Genomic DNA, 15,997 nt, shown 5'->3' with positions numbered 1-15,997 from the left:
CCATGGCCTTCACGATGCCGCGCCGCGCCGCGTTGGTCCTGCCGTTCTTCGCCCCCGCCATCGCCCCTGCCCAGGCTCAGGAACCGCTTCGCCTCAGCGTCTTCCCCTCCGGCAGCAACTGGCCGGTCTGGGTGGCGCAGGAGAAGGGTTTTCTCGAACGCCGCGGCGTCGCCATCGCCGTCACACCCACGCCCAGTTCCGCCGCGCAGTTCACCGCGCTGATGACGGGGCAGGTCGATATCGCCAGCACCGCCATCGACAACGTCATCGCCTATGTCGAGGGCCAGGGGGAAGCGCCCGGCGCCGCCGCCAATCCGCCGGACATCATCGCCGTCGCCGGCATCAACAACGGCTTCCTCCGCCTGGTCACGGCGCCGGATGTGCGCAGCTTCGCCGATCTGCGCGGCCGGGAGTTATCGGTCGATGCGCTGACCACCGGCTTCGCCTTCGTGCTGCGCCGCCTGCTGGAACGCGGCGGCCTGGCGGAGGGCGAGGCCCGCCTGGTGCGCGTCGGCGGCACGACCCAGCGGATGGAAGCGCTCTTCGCCGGGCGCCAGGCCGGCACGCTGCTGACCGTGCCGCTGGATGCCGTGGCGGCCCGGCGCGGCTTCAACGTGCTGGCCGATCCCAGCGACATGCTCGGCGCCTACCAGGGCCTGACCTTCGCGCTGCGCCGGGACCGCGCGGCGGCGGACCGCCCGCGCCTGGTTGGCTTCCTCCGCGCCTATCTCGATGCGCTCGAATGGCTCTACGCGCCGGCCAACCGGGCGGAGGCCGTGGCCATCATGGGGCGCAACCTGGCGGAGGTGACGCCGGACCTGGCGGAGGCCTCCTACGACGCCATGTTGCATCCCCGCAGCGGCTTCCCGCGCCGCGCGGACCTCGACATGGCCGGGATCGCCACGGCGCTGTCGCTCCGCGCCGCCTATGGCCCGCAGGGGCGCGCCCTGTCGGCCCCGGAACGCTATGTCGACCTTCGCTACCTGGCGGAAGCCCAAAGCGGCTCACGGGCGGGCTGATCCCCCGCCAGGCGGCCCAGCAGCGTCGGGATGCTTTCCCGGAACGGGAAGAAACCCTTGGTGGCCAGCGGCCAGCAGGCATCGTCCCATTCCCGCCGCAGCCGCCGCATTGGCACCCCAGCGCCCGCCAGCGCATCCGCCGTCCAGCCCACCGGCGCCCAGGGCGTCACCACCGGCAGCCCGTGGGATGCCGCCCAGCCCGCCAGGTCCGTCACCGCGACCCGCCCCGCCGGCACGCCCCAATGTGCCGAGGCCCGCGAAAGCCCATCCGCCAGCGCCGCGCCGGCGCTTTCCGCCACCAGCGCCGAACAGCCCAGCGACGACCGTGCTTCCGGCACCGCCACGCCCGCGATAGCCGCCACCCGCGCGCCGGCGGGCAGCAGGCTTTCCGCGTGCAGGTCATCCTCATGCAGCAGCAGCGCGAAGGGGCCGTCGGGCAGCCGGTCTGCCGCCGGCAGCGTGCCAGGGCGGGGAGGTGGCGGAGCCTCCACCGGGCGGGGATCCTCCTCCAGCTCTCCCGCGGGGTCGAAGCGGCCTTCGGTGTAGCGGGCGATGTTCTCGGCGCGGGCCACATAGTGCTTCCCCAGCGTCTGGATGCCCGCCACCCAGCGCCAGGACAGGGTGTTGGATGCCGCATCGCCGTCCCGCAGGTGCCGCAGCATGAAATCCGCGCCCAGCGTCCAGGGCAGTTTCAGCGTGAAGATCCAGATGCTGGCGAACCACATGCGGGCGTGGTTGTGCAGCCACCCCGTCTCCCGCAATTCCGCCACCCAGGCGTCGAGGCAGCCGATCCCGGTCGTCCCCGCCTCCGCCCGCGCCAGCGCATGCCCTCGGATCGCGGCCCGGTCGGCCTTCACCGCAGCGCGATAGGCCACCCACAGTCCCGGCCGCAATTCGAGAAAACCCTTCCAGTAGCTGCGCCAGAACACTTCCTGGATGAACTTCTCCGCCGCCCTCGGCCCATGCGCCGCCAGGGCAGCGCCCACCACCTCGGCCTCCGTCACCAGCCGATGGCGGATGGCGGGCGACAGGCAGGAGACGTCGCGCCGCCGTCCCGGCCCGGGATCGGTGTTCCTGCCCTGCGCGTAGTCGCGCCCCATGCGGGGGGTGAAGTCGGCCAGGCGTTGCAAGGCGGCGGCGCGGTCGGTCGGGAAGGTCTCGCTCATCCCGCGCCATCTTGGGCCGGGGCGCCGTCCGGCAAGCCGGCTCAGTCCGGCGCCGCAGCCAGCGCGATGCGGAAGATGGCGCCCTCGGCCCCGTTCTCCGCCTCGATCGTCCCGCCCATGGACGTCACCAGCCCATGGCAGATCGACAGGCCGAGCCCCGTGCCGCGATCGGGCCCCTTGGTCGTGACGAAGGGCTGGAACAGCCGGGACATCACGCCATCCGGGATGCCGCCCGCATTGTCGGAGACATCGAGGACGATGCGCCTATCCTCCGCCTGCCGCGCCGCGACGTGGATGCGCGCCCCACCATCCCGGATCCCCAGCGCATCCCGCGCATTGGCCAGCAGGTTCAGCAGCACCTGTTCCAGCGCCATGCCATCGCCCCGCACCGCGGGCAGGCCCGGCGGCAGGTCCAGCACCACCTCGATGGAGGCTTCCCGCAGCGCGCCGCCGATCAAGGTCAGCGCCCCCTCCACCGCCGCCGGCAGTTCCGCCGTGGCATTGGCATCGCCGCCCTCACCGCCCCGGGCGAAGCGGCGCAGGTGGTCGATCAGCACGCCACCCCGCGCGGCCTGGTCGGCGATGCGTCCCAGCCGCACCAGCGCCGCCGCCGTATCGCCGCGTTCCGCCGCGCGGCGCGCATTGGCCGCGGCCAGGGCTATCGCGGTCAGCGGCTGCTTCAGCTCATGCGCCAGCCCCGCCGCCATCTCACCGAGGGAGGTCAACCGCCCCGCCGCCGCGGCACGCGCTTCCGCCGCCCGTTCCGCCGTCACATCAATCACCGTCACGATGCAGCCGCCGCTCGCCAGGCGCTGGGCTGCCACATCCAGGCGCCGCCGGTCCTCCATGAAGATTTCCGCCCGCGCCGGCGCGTCCCGCCCGTCCACCATCGCGATGCGGGTCGCCAGCAATTCCTGCAGGTCCATGCCACGATGCAGCCCCGCCGCCTGCTCGATTACCAGCTGTTCGGCGTGGGAAATGCCGGGCCGCAGCGTGCCGGGCTGCAGGCCCAGGATCTCGTGGTAGCGCCGGTTCACCACCACCAGCAGGTCCTGCCGGTCATAGAGGCAGAGCCCCTGCAGCATGTTGTCTAGCGCCGCCTCGAACCGCAGGTTCTGCACCCGCAGATTCTCCACCAGCGCCTCCAGCCGCCGGTTGGCGCCTTCCAGCTCCTCCGCCATCAGCGTGATGGCGCGGTCGGTGCGTTCCCGGTCCCGCGCCGAATCCTCGTATCCCGCGACCACCAGGCGGCGCAGCGCGTCCATGTCGATGCTGCCATCGGCCCGCGTGGCGCGAAGCACCTGGCGGCTGAACAGCCTTTCGGCCGCCATCCCCGCTTCCCTCACGCGGCGGTCTCGGTCAGGGTCAGCACCGTCATGGTCTGGTTATGAAGCTCGCTGCGGCCCGTCATCGGGTGCGGCGCGATCTCCCCGTATGAATAGAAGCCCAGCACACGCATGGAGGCCGGCAGGCATTCCCGCGCGGCCAGGACCTCCTCCTCCACCCGCTGGCCCATCATCAGGCGCCGGCCGACGCAGCTGACGATGAAGGCGGCGCTGTCGCCCGCGGCGGCGGAGCCGCCGCCCGCACCGGCCGCGGCCTCCGCCGCGCCTTCGGCCAGGCCGCCGAAGCGCCCGCGCATCAGCTGTGCCCGCCACCCCACCGGCAGGTCGGCCGCGAAGATCAGGGTCCGTGCCTCCCGGTCCACACCCAGCAGGGTGCGCAGCACGTCATGCCGCGGTTCCCCGGCATCCCAGATCCGCAGGGGGTAGAGCAGCCCGGTGCCCGGCAGGCCGGCCGCTTCGGGACCGAGATAGCGTTCATACAGGTCCAGCGCCGGCTCCCCATCCAGCTCCCGCAGCACCCGCCCCTCGGAGGCGGTGATGGAGCGCAAGGGCCCGAAGGCATCCCAGCCGGAGGCGCAGCCATGGCCGAAGCGGACGGCGCTGCCGACGAAGCCGATGGCAGCGACCAGGCCCGGCGTCGGCGCCTCCTCCCCCGCGCCCACCAGCGTGCGGCGGAAATGCGGGCCATCGCCGGCCAGCCCGCCCACGATCGGCACGCCGGCGCCGATGGCTTCCTGAAGCCCTGCCACCAGATCGCCGGCATTCACCGCCAGCCCCTCGGAGATCAGCAGCACTCCGGCCAGGTCCGGCGCCGCCAGCGCCGCGCCCAGCCGCCGGCCGCAATCGCGGGACGCACCCTCACCCGCCAGGCGTTCCGTCGCCAGGCGCAGGCGCGACGCGGCGAAATCCAGCTTGAGGGCCTGCACCCCCTCATCCACCACATCGGACTCGTCGATCTGCCCGCCGGTGCTGCACCCCGCGACGATCGCGCCGGGGAAGGCCGCGCGCAATTCGCGGTGCCGCTCCCCGCTTTCCAGCGCCTCGCGCCCCGCGACATACAGGACAAGGCACGGGCCTGCCGCCGCGGCTGGCACCACGCCATGCCAACCTTCCGCCGGCGACCATCGCAGGGTGGCTGCTCGCATCCCATCGACCCCTTCAGACCTGCCACTGGGGGCATGTCCCCGGCTTGCTGGCTCCGGGATCGGTACCATGACAGCCGCAGCCTTCCTGGCCGTTACCGCGGCATGGACGCTCGGCGGCCTACAGACCAGTCTGTGTTTGTAGCAAAATGTCGCTTTTGCGACGTTGGGACGAAAAATGAACCCCATTCCCTCATGCCGCCGACAGAAAATCCTCCACGGCGACCAGGAAGGCGCGCGGATTTTCCGCGTGCAGCCAATGCCCCGCGGCGATGCTGGCGAAGCCGGCCGCCGGGAACAACGCGCGGATCGCGTCGTGATCCCGCAGCTTCACATAGGGGGATGCATCGCCGGACAGCACCAGCACCCGGCCATCGTACCGCCCGGGCAATGCGGGCCAGCCGCCGATCTCCCCCATCCCCGCCGCGATCTCCGCCAGCCCGATCCGCCAGCGCGGCGGCTGTTCGGCGAAGGCCAGGTTCTGCAGCAGGAAGGCGCGCAGCGGCGCTTCCGGCACCGCCCCCGCCAGCGCGGCATCGGCATCGCGGCGCGTCAGCCCATCCCGCAGCGGGATTGCCTGCATGGCGGCGATGTAGCGGGCGAAGATCGGCGTGGGGTAGGTGACGGGCGCGATATCCGCCACCAGCAGCCGCTCAACCCCCTCCGGCCGGGTCAGGGCCAGCGCCATCGCCACCTTGCCACCCATGGAATGGCCGATCACGGCGGCGGGCCAGGCGCCCTCAGCCGCCAGCGTTTCCGCCACATCCGCCGCCATGGTGGCGTATTCCATGCCGGGCGCGTGCGGGGATTGGCCGTGGTTGCGCAGGTCCAGCGCCAGCACGCGCCGCCCGCCGGCCGCGATCGCCTTCTGGATCGCCCCGAAATTCTGCGCCGAACCCAGCAACCCGTGCAGCAGGACCACCGGCGGGCCATCGCCCATCGCAACGACGTTCAGCCTCATCCCAGCGCCGCCAGCACCACGGAAGCCACGATCAGGATCCCCCCCACGATCACGTCCCAGCCGATCGGCTCCCCCAGCCAGATGGCGGAGACCGTGACGCCGAAGGCCGGCACCATCAGGAAGCCGACGGAGGCCACCGCGCCCGGCAGCTTCCGCCCGGCCTCGATCACGCACCAAGTGCCGATCGGCGCCGCGAAGAAGCCGATATAGAGAAGGAAGGGCCAGGAGGAGAGGCCGACCCCCCCATCCGGCTCCATGAACTGCGCCAGCGGCGCCAGCAGCAGCGCGCCGATGCCGAAGCACCAGGGCAGCAATTCGAACATCGGCGTCTTCGGCGGCCATTTCCGGCTGGCGATGATGGCGATGGTCCAGAGCAGCCCCGCCAGCACCAGCATGAGGTGCCCAACCAGCGCATCATGCGACGACCAATCCACCGCCCAGGGCCCGATCAGCACCCCCGCCCCCGCGAGCCCCAGCCCCGCCGCCGCCCAGCGCTGCGCCGACACCTTCTCCCCCAGCACCAGCACCGACAGCGGGATCAGCCAGTAGGTCACGACATTGGACAGCACCGCCGTCCGCCCCGCCGGCACCAGCGCCACCGCGAGGTGCGTCAGCGCGAAGAAGGCGCCGAGCTGGAAGATGCCGAGGAACAGCACCGCGATCCGGTCCTCCGCCCGCGGCAGCCGCAGCCGCCCGAGGCAGGCCAGCAGGATCGCCGCCCCCAGCGCGGCCAGCGCCGACCGCCCCGTGCCGAACCACAGCGGAGACGCGTCCGCCAGCGCGGCCTTGGTAATGGGCCAGGCGCCACCGAACAGGATGACGGCCGCGAAGAGCAGCCGGAAGGCGGAGGCCATGGGCATTGGATGGCAGCCTAGACGCGCGCCGCGCGTCGCGGATAGCCCGCCGCGCGCGGAACCGCGCGGCGCGTTGCCGGCTGGCTCAAGCGCCTGCCAGGGCGGCGCGCATCGCGATCGCCTCCGCCGCCGGCCCGCCGGCGGTGCGCGGCACAAGGTCGGCCTCCGTCACCAGCGCGCCCTCGGGCAGGTCCCGTGCCAGCGCCACGCCATGCGCCAAGCCGATCGGCACCGCCGCCAGCTGCCGCGACCGCTCGGCCGGGATGCATTTTCCCCAGACCGTGGCGCCACCCTCGCCATCCAGCACCTCGCCCCGCTTCAGCGCCCGCTTGGCGACGGCGACGCAATCCGCCGACCAGGTTTCCGAACATCCCGTGGGCTCCCGCCGCAGCGCGGCGGAGGCGACGGAGACGCCGAGTTCCAGCCCGATGAAATGATAGGGCCGCCACAGCGCGGCGTAGCGGCCGGAGGGATCGGTCGCGACGCCGTATTCCGCGAAGCAGCGCCGCGCGTAATCCGTCTCCCCCTCGAACACGACATAGACGCCCCAGCGGAGGTTGTCGGGGATCTCGCTGCCATCACGGTTGAGGGAGGAGATGACCTCCACCATGCCCTTGCGCGGCAGGATGCCGCCTTCGTTGTGCGGCCGCAGCAGGGACGGCAATTCGCCCGTGCCACAGGGCGGGAAGGCGAGCCCATCCTCCGGCGGCGCCAGGCCCGTGGCGTTGGCGATCGCCGCCATCTCGATGCCGGACTTGGTACCATCCAGGAAGCTGTTGAACATGCGCGGATTCATGCCGCCCGCCTGCGCCTGTTCCGCGCTCAGGCCGTAGAAGTCCCAGACCGTGTCCGGGGTGGAGGCATGGTAGTGCGGCAGGTACTTCGTGCCCTTGCCCGCGGCGACGATGGTGAAGCCGCCCGCGCGGATGGTGTCCACCATCTCCGCCACCAAGGCCGGCTGGTCGCCATAGGCCATGGAATAGACGACGCCCGCCGCCGCCGCTTCACGGGCGAGCACCGGGCCGGCCAGCACATCGGCCTCCACATTCACCATCACCACATGCTTGCCGTGGCGGATCGCGTGGCGAGCGTGGCGCAGCCCCGCGGCGGGGTCGCCGGTGGCTTCCACCACCACCTCCACCTCCGGGCTCGCGATCAGCGCCAGGCTGTCCTCGGTCAGCCAGGTCGCCCCCGTGCGCGCCGCCGCCGCGGCATCCGGCGCGGCGGAGGCTTCCGCTGGCCAGCCGATCCGCGCCAGCGCCGCGCGGGCGCGCGGGACGGAGAGATCGCCGATGCCCAGCACATGCAGACCCGGCGTGCGCGGCGCCTGGTGCAGGAACATGGATCCGAACTTGCCCGCGCCGATCACGGCAACCCGCACGGGCCGCCCTTCCGTCGCGCGCTTCAGCAGCAGACGGTGCAGGTTCATGCCGGTGTCTCCGAACCAATCGTCCTCGAACCCATCGTCACGGCTGGGTCCATTGCCGCGGGCCCCAGCCCGGCATGTGGATGGCGCTGCCCGGGCGGCGGAAGGCCATGATCACGCCGGTCGCCACCAGCAGCACCGCCAGCCCCTGGGCACCGCCCCGCGCCGCGCGGCCCCGCAGCATGACGCTGAACGCCAGCATCGCCACGCCCACCACCAGCAGCGCCCAATGCATCAGCCGACGGTCAGCATGATCTTGCCGACATGCGTGCTGCTTTCCATCAGCGCATGCGCTTCCGCGGCGCGCGCCAGAGGGAAGGTCGCGTGGATGCGCGGCCCGGCCTGGCCGGCTTCCAGCAGCGGCCAGACCTTCGCCTCCAGCGCCTGCGCGATCACGCCCTTTTCCGCCGTCGTGCGCGGCCGCATCGTGCTGCCCGTCACCGTCAGGCGCTTCACCATGATGGGGCGCAGATCGGCATTCTCCGCGACATGCCCGTTGAGGAAGGCGATCATCACCAGCCGCCCATCCAGCTTCAGACAGCGGATGTTCTTCGCGAAATAGGGCGCGCCCACCATGTCGAGCACGACGTCGACACCCTTGCCGCCCGTCGCCTGCTTGACGACCTCGGCGAAATCCTCCGACCGGTAGTCGATGGCGTGGTCCGCGCCGATCTCCCGGCACGCCGCGACCTTCGCGGCACTGCCCGCCGTCGTGAAGACCGTCGCGCCGAAGGTCTTCGCGAGTTGGATCGCCGTCACGCCGATGCCGCTGGTGCCGCCATGGATCAGCACGCTTTCGCCGGCCTGCAGGCGGCCATGGCCGAACAGGTTGGCCCAGACGGTGAAATAGGTTTCCGGCAACGCGGCCGCGCGCAGCGCGTCATAGCCGCGGGGCCAGGGCAGCGTCTGCGCTTCCGGCGCCGCCGCATATTCGGCGTAGGCACCGCCATTGGTCAGCGCGCAGACCCGGTCGCCGACCTTCCAGCGCGTCACGCCGGCGCCGACGGCCACGACCTCCCCGGCGCATTCCAGCCCGATCACAGGGCTCGCGCCCGGCGGCGGCGGATAGCTGCCGCTGCGCTGCGCCACGTCCGGCCGGTTCACGCCCACCGCCTGGGTGCGGATCAGCACCTCATCCGCCCGCGGCGCCGGCACGGGCCCGCGCGCGGGCACCAGAACCTCCGGCCCGCCGCCTGCTCCATGGTCGATCAGCAGCATCTCCGCGGGCAGGTCCGGCATGCACGGCTCCTTCGTGGGTCTGGGGCATTCTACGCCCGATCCTGGCGCGATGAGGGACCATGCGGCACGGCGCAGCGTCAAGGCCCGCCGCGATTGCACAGCTTTGTGCATCGTCCCGCGTTCTGGGACGATTTGCAGCTGCTGGCGCGTGCCTGGGCTTGCGCGCGCAAGCCGCCCCATGGGAACCTGCCCCCGGAGGCCGTGGGGATTTGAGCAGCATGCAGGGTATCGGCCGCCGGGCCTTTGTCGGGCTGGCCGGTGCGGCATGGGGTGCGGCAGGGACGGCCAGGTCCGGCCATGCGCAGGCGCCGGCGCAGGAAATCCGCCTCGGCGCCATCTTCCCGCTCTCCGGCCCCTCCGGCCTGCTCGGCGATGAATGCTTCCGCGGCGTCGAACTCGCGGTGGAGGAACGCAACGCCGCGGGCGGCATCGCGGGCCGCGCCATCCGCCTGGTCCGCGCCGATGCGCCGGATGAAGCGGCGGCTTCCCATGAAGCGCGGCGCCTGTCCCAGGGCACGGATCGCGTGGCGGCCTTCCTCGGCAGCTTCGCCACGCCCATCGCGCTTCCCGCCAGCCAGGTCGCCGAACTCGCCGGCATTCCCTATTTCGAACTCGGCGCCCTGGCCGATGCGGTGACGGAGCGCGGCTTCCGCTGGATCTTCCGCCTCTCCCCCCGCGCCGCCGATTTCGCCGCCACCTCGATCGACGCCGTCACCGGCATCGTCGCGCCCTCCCTCGGCGTCGCCCCCGATGCCCTCAGGCTCGCGATCCTGCATGAGGAAGCCGCTGGCGGGCAGAGCGTCGGCGCGGCGCAGGAAGCGCTGATCCGCGTGCGGTCGCTGACGCTGGTGGAGCGCGTGGCCTATGCGCCCCGCCCCGCGGACCTGACCGCCGTGGTCAACCGCCTGCGGGGACAGGCGGCGCAGGTGGTGCTGCATTGCGGCGCGCCGGGGGATGAGGTCGCGCTGTTCCGCGCGCTGCGCGATGCAAGCTGGCGCCCCAGCATGGTGATCGGCACGGCGGGCGGCTACGGCCTGACGGAAAGCGCGCGCAGCATCGGCGACGACATGCTCGGCACGATGAGCGCGGATTGGACGCCCTTCGAGGTGAATGAGCGCATCGCCCCCGGCGCCCGCGCCTTCCCCGACCTCTACCTCCGTCGCTACGGCGCGGAGCCGCGCTCCGCCCACGGCCTGGCCGCCTATGCCGGCGCCCGCGTCGCGCTCGATGCCCTGCACCGTGCCGGATCGACGGAGCGCGACCGCATCCGGGCCGCCGTGCAGGCGACCGACCTGGCGGAGGGCACGACGCCCGCGGGCTGGGGCGTCCGCTTCGATGACCGCGGCCAGAACCTGCGCGCCGCGCCCATCCTCTGCCAGTGGCAGGCCGCACCCACCGGCGGCCTGCGCCAGGTCGCCATCGGCCCCGCCGCCGCGGCGGTGGCGGATGCCCTGCCGCGGCTGGGTGGCTAGGCAGGCCGACCCGCGCCAACCGTCAGCACCAGCGCCCCGCGTTTGCGCCCTGAATCGACATGGCGATGCGCCTCCACCACCGCCTCCAGCGGCAGCACGCGGTCGATGACGGGAAGCAGCGTCCCGGCCTCCGCCAGGTCCCGCAGGAAGCGCAGATCCGCCGCACCGCCACCGGCGAAGCCGCAGATCACGCGCCGGCCCGGCCACAGCGCCGTCAGCATCATCCAGGCCATCCCGGCCACGCCGAAGGACAGCAGCACATGCCGGCCGCGCGGGGCCAGCGCCCGCCGGACGCTGGCGGGACCGGCCGCGCCGGCCGCGTCCAGGATCACATCGTATCGCCCCTCCTCCTGGCCGGAATCCCAGGCCGCGCGATCATGCGCGACCGTGGCGCCGAGCGACCGGACCAGGTTGATATTGCCCGCACCGCAGACAGCAGCGACCTCCGCACCCAGATGACGGGCGAGCTGGACGGCACTGGCGCCGACCGCCCCGGCCGCGCCGATCACCAGCACCCGCTCTCCCTGCTTCACCTTGGCGACGTCCCGCAGGAAGATCAGGGCGGAGAGGCCACCGAAGGGCAGCGCCGCGGCCTCGAAGTCGGATAGCCCGGCCGGTGCTGGCGCCACGGCGGAATCCTCCGCCACCACCAGCCATTCGGCATGGGCGCCCGCCGCCGCCAGGCCGAAGACACGGTCCCCGGGGCTGAACCGCGTCACCGCATCGCCCACCGCGTCCACCACCCCGGCGAACTCCATGCCCGTCACCGGCCGCCGCGGCCCCCGCAACCCGAGCACCAGCCGCATCGGCAGCCAGAAGATGGCGGGGCAGCGGAACCCCCGGATCCGCGCATCGCCGGAGGTCACGGTCGTCGCCGCCACGCGCACCCGCAATTCCCGCGCGGCGGGGACCGGGCGCGGCAGGTCCTCGATCCGCAGGACATCGGGCGGGCCGTAGCGGCGGCAGGTCACGGCACGCATCGGCGCCTCCTTCGTCAGGGAAGGCCCGGGTCTAACCATGCACACAGCAAGGGGGAATTGTCGCAACCCGCCTGGTTGCCATACAAGAATGCATGGATTTCCACGCCGCCCGCCTTGATTGGAACCACCTCCGCGGCTTCCTCGTCACGGCGGAGGCCGGATCGCTCTCCGCCGCTGCCCGCCAGCTCGGCCTCACCCAGCCCACGCTCGGCCGCCAGGTCACGGCGCTGGAGGGCGAACTCGGCGTCGTGCTGTTCGAACGGGCAGGCCGGGGCTTGGTGCTGACGCCGACGGGGCGGGACCTGCTGGACCATGTTCGCCCGATGGCGGAAGCCGCTGCCCGGCTGGCGCTGGTGGCCACCGGGCGGTCGCAGGCGATCGAGGGCGCGGTCCGCATCACCGCCACCGAAGCCTGCGCCGCGCATATGCTGCCGCCCCTGGTCGCCCGGCTGCGCGCGGCCCATCCCGGCATCACGGTGGAAATCCTGGCGACCAACCGAACCGCGGATCTACTGCGGCGGGAAGCGGATATCGCCATCCGCAACGCCGCGTCCCGCGACGGCGACCTCATCGTGCGAAAGGTAGGGGAGGATCGGGGTCGCCCCTACGCCACCCCCGCCGTGATCGAGCGCCTGGGCCGGCCGGCCAGCCTGGCGGACCTCGCCGCCGCCGATTTCGTCGGCTTCGGGGACCCGGATGATTTCATCGACGGCCTGCGGGCCTTCGGCATCAACCTGTCGCGCCGCCAAATCCCGGTCGTGGTGGACAGCTACCTGGTCCATTGGGCGCTGGTCAGGCAGGGCGCCGGGATCGGCTTCATGACCGAAGCGGTGGGCGATGCCGAACCGGCGGTGCGGCGCGTGCTGCCCGATGCCGCGCCGATCGTCTTTCCGGTCTGGCTGGCGACGCACCGCGAATTGCACACCAGCCGGCGCATCCGCGTGGTCTTCGACCTGCTCGCGGAAGAACTGGGGGCGATGCTGGGCACCGCCCCCGGGGCCGCGGCCCTCAGTTCGCCGTGATGTTCGCCGCGCGCACCAGCGGCTCCCACACCGCGATCTCGCTGCGCAGATAGGCCGCGGCGGAGGCGGGCGTGCTTTCCGGCACAAGCTGCATGGCCAGTTCCGTCAGCCGTGTCTGCACCGTCGGCACCGCGACGGCCTGCGCCACCGCGCGGCTGATGGCATCCACCACCGGCGCCGGGGTGCCGCTGCGCACCATCACCATGTGCCAGGTATAGGCCTCATACCCCGCGACCCCCTGCTCGATCATCGTCGGGATGTTGGGCGCCAGCGGCGAACGCTGCCGCGTGCTGATGCCGAGCGCCCGCAACTCGCCCGACCGCGCATAGGGCAGGGCGGAGGCGGCGATGTCGAAGATCATCGGGATGCGGCCGGACAGGACGTCCGGCATGGCGGCGGAGGAACCGCGGAAGGGCACGTGGTTCACCCGCAGCCCGCCGGCGGCGTGCATGAACAGTTCCGTCGCCAGATGCACCGCGCCGCCATTGCCGGAGGAAGCGTAGTCATACTTCCCGGGATTGGCGCGGATCACCTCGATGAATTCGCGCAGATTGGTGGCGGGGAAGCTGTTGTGCACCAGCAGGATCACCGGCACCTGGCCCACCAGCGACACCGGCGTGAAATCGGCGATCGGGTCGAAGGGCAGGCGCGGGAACATCGCCCGCGTCACGGCATGGGCGACGGTGGTGTAGAGCAGCGTGTGGCCGTCCTGCGGCCCCTTGGCGACGGCATCCGTGCCGACCACCACGCCGGAGCCCGTGCGGTTTTCCACCACCACGCGCTGCGGCAACTGCTTCGACATCTCCTCCGCCAGCAGGCGGGCGGGCACGTCGGTCGGCCCGCCGGCGGCGAAGGGCACCACCATGCGGATCGGCTGGTTCGGCCAGGCTGCGCCCTGCGCCCGCGCGCTGCCGGCGCCGATCGCCGGGGCGGCCAGCGCGGAAAGGGCCAGCAGATGGCGGCGGCGAATGGTCGCGATGGTCATCGACGAAGTCTCCCTTGGGCCTTGTGGTGGCCGTTTCAGTCCTGGACTGGACCAATGATGGGGAGACTTGGCGCGCGCGGCAACCGCCGATGTCCCGTCGCGCGGGACATCGGCGGCCCGGCGCGGGTCAATCCACGCGGATATTCGCCTCCCGGATCAGGCCTTCCCACTTCACCGTCTCCCGCCGCAGCCAGTCGGCGGCGGAAGCGGGCGTGCTGTCGCTGACCAGCCGCATCGCCAGGTCCGACAGCCGCCGCTGCACGGCGGCTTCGGCGGCCACGCGGTTGAAGGCCTGGTTCACCGCCTGGATCACCGGCTCCGGCGTGCCGGCCGGCGCCATGACCATGTGCCAGGTATAGGCCTCAAGCCCCGGGAACCCGGCCTCCGCCGTGGTCGGCACGTCGGGCAGCTGGGGCAGGCGCCGGCTGTCCATCACCGCCAGGCCGCGCGTCTCGCCCCGCTGGACATAGGGCACGGCGGAGGTCGCGACATCGACGATCAGCGGGATGGTGCCGTTCAGCACATCGGGCATGGCGGCGGCGGTGCCGCGATAGGGGATGTGGTTGCCCCGCACGCCCATCTGCCGCAGCAGCAATTCCGTCGCCAGATGCAGCGCGCCGCCATTGCCGGAGGAAGCGTAGTCGATCCCGCCGCGCTCAGCCCGGCCGCGCTGCTGCAATTCCTGCAGCGTCCGCGCCGGGAAATCCTTGCCCACGGTGACGATCATGGGGATCACGCCCACCAGCGCCACCGGCACCAGGTCCGCCTGCGGGTCGAAGGGCAGGCGCGGGAACAGCGGGCGCAGGGAGGCATGGGCAACGGTGGTGTAGAGCAGCGTCTGCCCGTCCTTCGGCGCCTTGGCGACCACGTCCGTGCCGACCACCACGCCCGCGCCGGTGCGGTTTTCCACGATCACGCGCTGCGGCAGCGCCTTGCTGATCTCCTCCGCGAAGAGCCTGGCGGGGATGTCGGTCGGCCCGCCGGCCGCGAAGGGTACCACCAGGCGGATGGGCTGGTTCGGCCAAGCGCCCTGCGCCAGGGCAGGGGAGGCAAAGGGGAAGGCCAGGGTGGAAGCGAGGGGGGCGGCCAGCGCGGCAGCGCCGGCGCCCAGCAGGTGGCGTCGAAGCATGGGACGATTCTCCAGAACGTGCCCCGCCAGCGCGTCAGCACCGCGCGGGTTCCGTGCCTCTGCCGTCCCGGACCTTCCGGGTCAATCGTCCAGTCGGGTCAGGCTCTCATAGAGTTCAGGGTCCGTCGCCCCCTCCGTCCCGAACAGCAGCACCCGGCTCTGCGCGTCCAGGCCCAGGATGGCGCGGGACATCGGATCGGCCGCCGCCAGCAGCAGCGCCGCCAGCCCGGCCACGGCACTTTCCCCCGCCACCACCCCGGGCTTCCGGCGGGCCAGCAGCTTCATGCAATCCACAGCGCTCTCATCCGGCACGGCCATGAAGGCGAAGGCGCCGCGCTCCAGCTCCTGCCAGGCCAGCAGGCTCGGCTCCCCGCAGGCGAGGCCGGCCATCAGCGTATCCAGGTCGCCGGGGACGGAAACCGCCTCCCCGGCCTCGGCGCTCGCCAGCAGGCAGGCGGCCTTTTCCGGTTCCGCCACGATCACCTTGGGCCCGGCGCCGTAGCGGGCGCGGACCTGGATCGTCACCGCCGCGGCCAGGCCGCCGACGCCGCCCTGGATGAAGACATGGGTGGGCGCCTCGCCGGTCCATTGCTCCGCGGCCTCATCGGCCATGACGCGGTAGCCCTGCATCACGTCCCGCGGCACCTCCGTATAGCCTTCGTAGGAGGTGTCGGAGACGACGAACCAGGCCTCCTTTTCCGCCGTCTGCGCCGCCGCGCGCACCGCATCGTCATAGGTGCCGGGCACCACCCGGATTTCCGCACCGTACTTGGCGATCGCGTCCCGCCGCCCCTGGCTCACGGTCTCATGCACGAAGATCACGCAGCGGCAGCCGAAGCGCTGCGCGCCCCAGGCGACGGATCGGCCATGGTTGCCATCGGTGGCGCAGGTCACGGTGATGCCCTGCGTCGCCTCCTTGTGCGCGCCCTCCGCCAGTTCGGCGGAGGTCGCGGCATTCGTCACGCCGCGCCGCGCCAGTTCCGTCACCAGCAGCCGCAGCACCGCATAGGCGCCGCCGAGCGCCTTGAAGCTGCCCAGCCCGAATCGCGGTCCCTCATCCTTCCACTGCACCGACGCCACCCGCGCCGCCTTCGCCACATCCTCCAGCGCCAGCAGCGGCGTGGGCGCATAGCCGTCCCAGGACGCGATTTCGGCGCGCGCCCGCCGGAAACCGCCATCCGGCAGCACGACGACGCCCGGCGTGCCATGGCGGCGGTTGAGGAGAAGGCGGTAGGTGCGTTCAGGGATCATGGTGC

At 72.3% G+C, this 15,997-nt stretch carries 15 protein-coding genes; 3 read left to right on the top strand and 12 right to left on the bottom strand.

Annotation, left to right across the window (positions count from 1 at the left end; all coding sequences use genetic code 11):
* The first annotated feature begins 2 nt into the window (after positions 1-2).
* The gene (locus tag ACTIE5_RS16150; protein WP_439550728.1) at positions 3-1,019 is read left to right on the top strand and encodes an ABC transporter substrate-binding protein; all 1,017 of its coding nucleotides are present in this window, start codon (positions 3-5) and stop codon (positions 1,017-1,019) included.
* On the opposite strand, the gene ACTIE5_RS16145 is transcribed toward ACTIE5_RS16150, so the two are convergent.
* The 8 genes from ACTIE5_RS16145 to ACTIE5_RS16110 all read right to left on the bottom strand — a co-directional run bounded on the left by ACTIE5_RS16145 (position 980) and on the right by ACTIE5_RS16110 (position 9,153).
* Positions 980-2,185, bottom strand: coding sequence for an FAD-binding domain-containing protein (locus ACTIE5_RS16145; protein ID WP_439550727.1), 1,206 nt, complete (start codon positions 2,183-2,185; stop codon positions 980-982). The two genes, ACTIE5_RS16150 and ACTIE5_RS16145, sit on opposite strands and share 40 nt — an antisense overlap.
* Positions 2,186-2,226: 41 nt before the next feature.
* Entirely contained in the window at positions 2,227-3,516 is a 1,290-nt protein-coding gene (locus ACTIE5_RS16140) for a PAS-domain containing protein (protein WP_439550726.1), read from the bottom strand.
* Positions 3,517-3,527: 11 nt separating this feature from the next.
* Positions 3,528-4,676, bottom strand: a complete 1,149-nt coding sequence (locus tag ACTIE5_RS16135) for an FIST signal transduction protein (protein WP_439550725.1) — start codon at positions 4,674-4,676, stop codon at positions 3,528-3,530.
* Positions 4,677-4,866: 190 nt separating this feature from the next.
* Complete coding sequence (locus tag ACTIE5_RS16130) at positions 4,867-5,634, bottom strand: alpha/beta fold hydrolase (RefSeq protein ID WP_439550724.1); 768 nt, start codon at positions 5,632-5,634, stop codon at positions 4,867-4,869.
* Positions 5,631-6,494 carry a DMT family transporter gene (locus ACTIE5_RS16125; protein ID WP_439550723.1) on the bottom strand — a complete coding sequence of 288 codons (864 nt, stop codon included), beginning with the start codon at positions 6,492-6,494 and terminating at the stop codon, positions 5,631-5,633. The genes ACTIE5_RS16130 and ACTIE5_RS16125 overlap by 4 nt, the downstream gene beginning before the upstream one ends.
* Positions 6,495-6,573: 79 nt before the next feature.
* Positions 6,574-7,917: an NAD(P)H-dependent oxidoreductase gene (locus ACTIE5_RS16120; protein ID WP_439550722.1), complete on the bottom strand. Its 1,344-nt coding sequence runs from the start codon at positions 7,915-7,917 to the stop codon at positions 6,574-6,576.
* A 37-nt stretch (positions 7,918-7,954) separates the two neighbouring features.
* Positions 7,955-8,149, bottom strand: a complete 195-nt coding sequence (locus tag ACTIE5_RS16115) for a hypothetical protein (protein ID WP_439550721.1) — start codon at positions 8,147-8,149, stop codon at positions 7,955-7,957.
* A complete protein-coding gene (locus ACTIE5_RS16110) occupies positions 8,149-9,153 on the bottom strand; it encodes an NAD(P)H-quinone oxidoreductase (protein ID WP_439550720.1) in 1,005 nt (334 codons plus the stop codon). The genes ACTIE5_RS16115 and ACTIE5_RS16110 overlap by 1 nt, the downstream gene beginning before the upstream one ends.
* A 218-nt stretch (positions 9,154-9,371) precedes the next feature.
* On the opposite strand from ACTIE5_RS16110, the gene ACTIE5_RS16105 reads away from it, so the two are divergent.
* A complete protein-coding gene (locus tag ACTIE5_RS16105; protein ID WP_439550719.1) occupies positions 9,372-10,625 on the top strand; it encodes an ABC transporter substrate-binding protein in 1,254 nt (417 codons plus the stop codon).
* On the opposite strand, the gene ACTIE5_RS16100 is transcribed toward ACTIE5_RS16105, so the two are convergent.
* Positions 10,622-11,605, bottom strand: a complete 984-nt coding sequence (locus tag ACTIE5_RS16100) for an NAD(P)-dependent alcohol dehydrogenase (RefSeq protein WP_439550718.1) — start codon at positions 11,603-11,605, stop codon at positions 10,622-10,624. The two genes, ACTIE5_RS16105 and ACTIE5_RS16100, sit on opposite strands and share 4 nt — an antisense overlap.
* Positions 11,606-11,697: 92 nt before the next feature.
* On the opposite strand from ACTIE5_RS16100, the gene ACTIE5_RS16095 reads away from it, so the two are divergent.
* A complete protein-coding gene (locus tag ACTIE5_RS16095; protein WP_439550717.1) occupies positions 11,698-12,627 on the top strand; it encodes a LysR family transcriptional regulator in 930 nt (309 codons plus the stop codon).
* Here the strand turns inward: ACTIE5_RS16095 and ACTIE5_RS16090 are convergent.
* The 3 genes from ACTIE5_RS16090 to ACTIE5_RS16080 all read right to left on the bottom strand — a co-directional run bounded on the left by ACTIE5_RS16090 (position 12,614) and on the right by ACTIE5_RS16080 (position 15,992).
* Positions 12,614-13,612, bottom strand: coding sequence for a Bug family tripartite tricarboxylate transporter substrate binding protein (locus tag ACTIE5_RS16090; RefSeq protein ID WP_439550716.1), 999 nt, complete (start codon positions 13,610-13,612; stop codon positions 12,614-12,616). The two genes, ACTIE5_RS16095 and ACTIE5_RS16090, sit on opposite strands and share 14 nt — an antisense overlap.
* A gap of 127 nt (positions 13,613-13,739) precedes the next feature.
* A complete protein-coding gene (locus ACTIE5_RS16085; RefSeq protein ID WP_439550715.1) occupies positions 13,740-14,741 on the bottom strand; it encodes a Bug family tripartite tricarboxylate transporter substrate binding protein in 1,002 nt (333 codons plus the stop codon).
* A gap of 81 nt (positions 14,742-14,822) precedes the next feature.
* Positions 14,823-15,992 (bottom strand): diaminopropionate ammonia-lyase, encoded by a 1,170-nt coding sequence (locus tag ACTIE5_RS16080; protein ID WP_439550714.1) that lies wholly within the window; start codon positions 15,990-15,992, stop codon positions 14,823-14,825.
* Positions 15,993-15,997 lie beyond the last annotated feature (5 nt).

It is taken from the genome of Falsiroseomonas sp. (assembly GCF_051859025.1).
Lineage (GTDB): Bacteria > Pseudomonadota > Alphaproteobacteria > Acetobacterales > Acetobacteraceae > Falsiroseomonas.
This window is presented reverse-complemented; position numbering and strand designations above follow the sequence as displayed.

Coding starts and splice junctions, on each gene's coding strand:
- ACTIE5_RS16120 (WP_439550722.1), bottom strand. CDS start 7,917: ATGAACCTGCACCGTCTGCTGCTGAAGCGCGCGACGGAAGGGCGGCCC.
- ACTIE5_RS16150 (WP_439550728.1), top strand. CDS start 3: ATGGCCTTCACGATGCCGCGCCGCGCCGCGTTGGTCCTGCCGTTCTTC.
- ACTIE5_RS16105 (WP_439550719.1), top strand. CDS start 9,372: ATGCAGGGTATCGGCCGCCGGGCCTTTGTCGGGCTGGCCGGTGCGGCA.
- ACTIE5_RS16130 (WP_439550724.1), bottom strand. CDS start 5,634: ATGAGGCTGAACGTCGTTGCGATGGGCGATGGCCCGCCGGTGGTCCTG.
- ACTIE5_RS16080 (WP_439550714.1), bottom strand. CDS start 15,992: ATGATCCCTGAACGCACCTACCGCCTTCTCCTCAACCGCCGCCATGGC.
- ACTIE5_RS16135 (WP_439550725.1), bottom strand. CDS start 4,676: ATGCGAGCAGCCACCCTGCGATGGTCGCCGGCGGAAGGTTGGCATGGC.
- ACTIE5_RS16110 (WP_439550720.1), bottom strand. CDS start 9,153: ATGCCGGACCTGCCCGCGGAGATGCTGCTGATCGACCATGGAGCAGGC.
- ACTIE5_RS16095 (WP_439550717.1), top strand. CDS start 11,698: ATGGATTTCCACGCCGCCCGCCTTGATTGGAACCACCTCCGCGGCTTC.
- ACTIE5_RS16115 (WP_439550721.1), bottom strand. CDS start 8,149: ATGCATTGGGCGCTGCTGGTGGTGGGCGTGGCGATGCTGGCGTTCAGC.
- ACTIE5_RS16085 (WP_439550715.1), bottom strand. CDS start 14,741: ATGCTTCGACGCCACCTGCTGGGCGCCGGCGCTGCCGCGCTGGCCGCC.
- ACTIE5_RS16090 (WP_439550716.1), bottom strand. CDS start 13,612: ATGACCATCGCGACCATTCGCCGCCGCCATCTGCTGGCCCTTTCCGCG.
- ACTIE5_RS16140 (WP_439550726.1), bottom strand. CDS start 3,516: ATGGCGGCCGAAAGGCTGTTCAGCCGCCAGGTGCTTCGCGCCACGCGG.
- ACTIE5_RS16100 (WP_439550718.1), bottom strand. CDS start 11,605: ATGCGTGCCGTGACCTGCCGCCGCTACGGCCCGCCCGATGTCCTGCGG.
- ACTIE5_RS16125 (WP_439550723.1), bottom strand. CDS start 6,494: ATGCCCATGGCCTCCGCCTTCCGGCTGCTCTTCGCGGCCGTCATCCTG.
- ACTIE5_RS16145 (WP_439550727.1), bottom strand. CDS start 2,185: ATGAGCGAGACCTTCCCGACCGACCGCGCCGCCGCCTTGCAACGCCTG.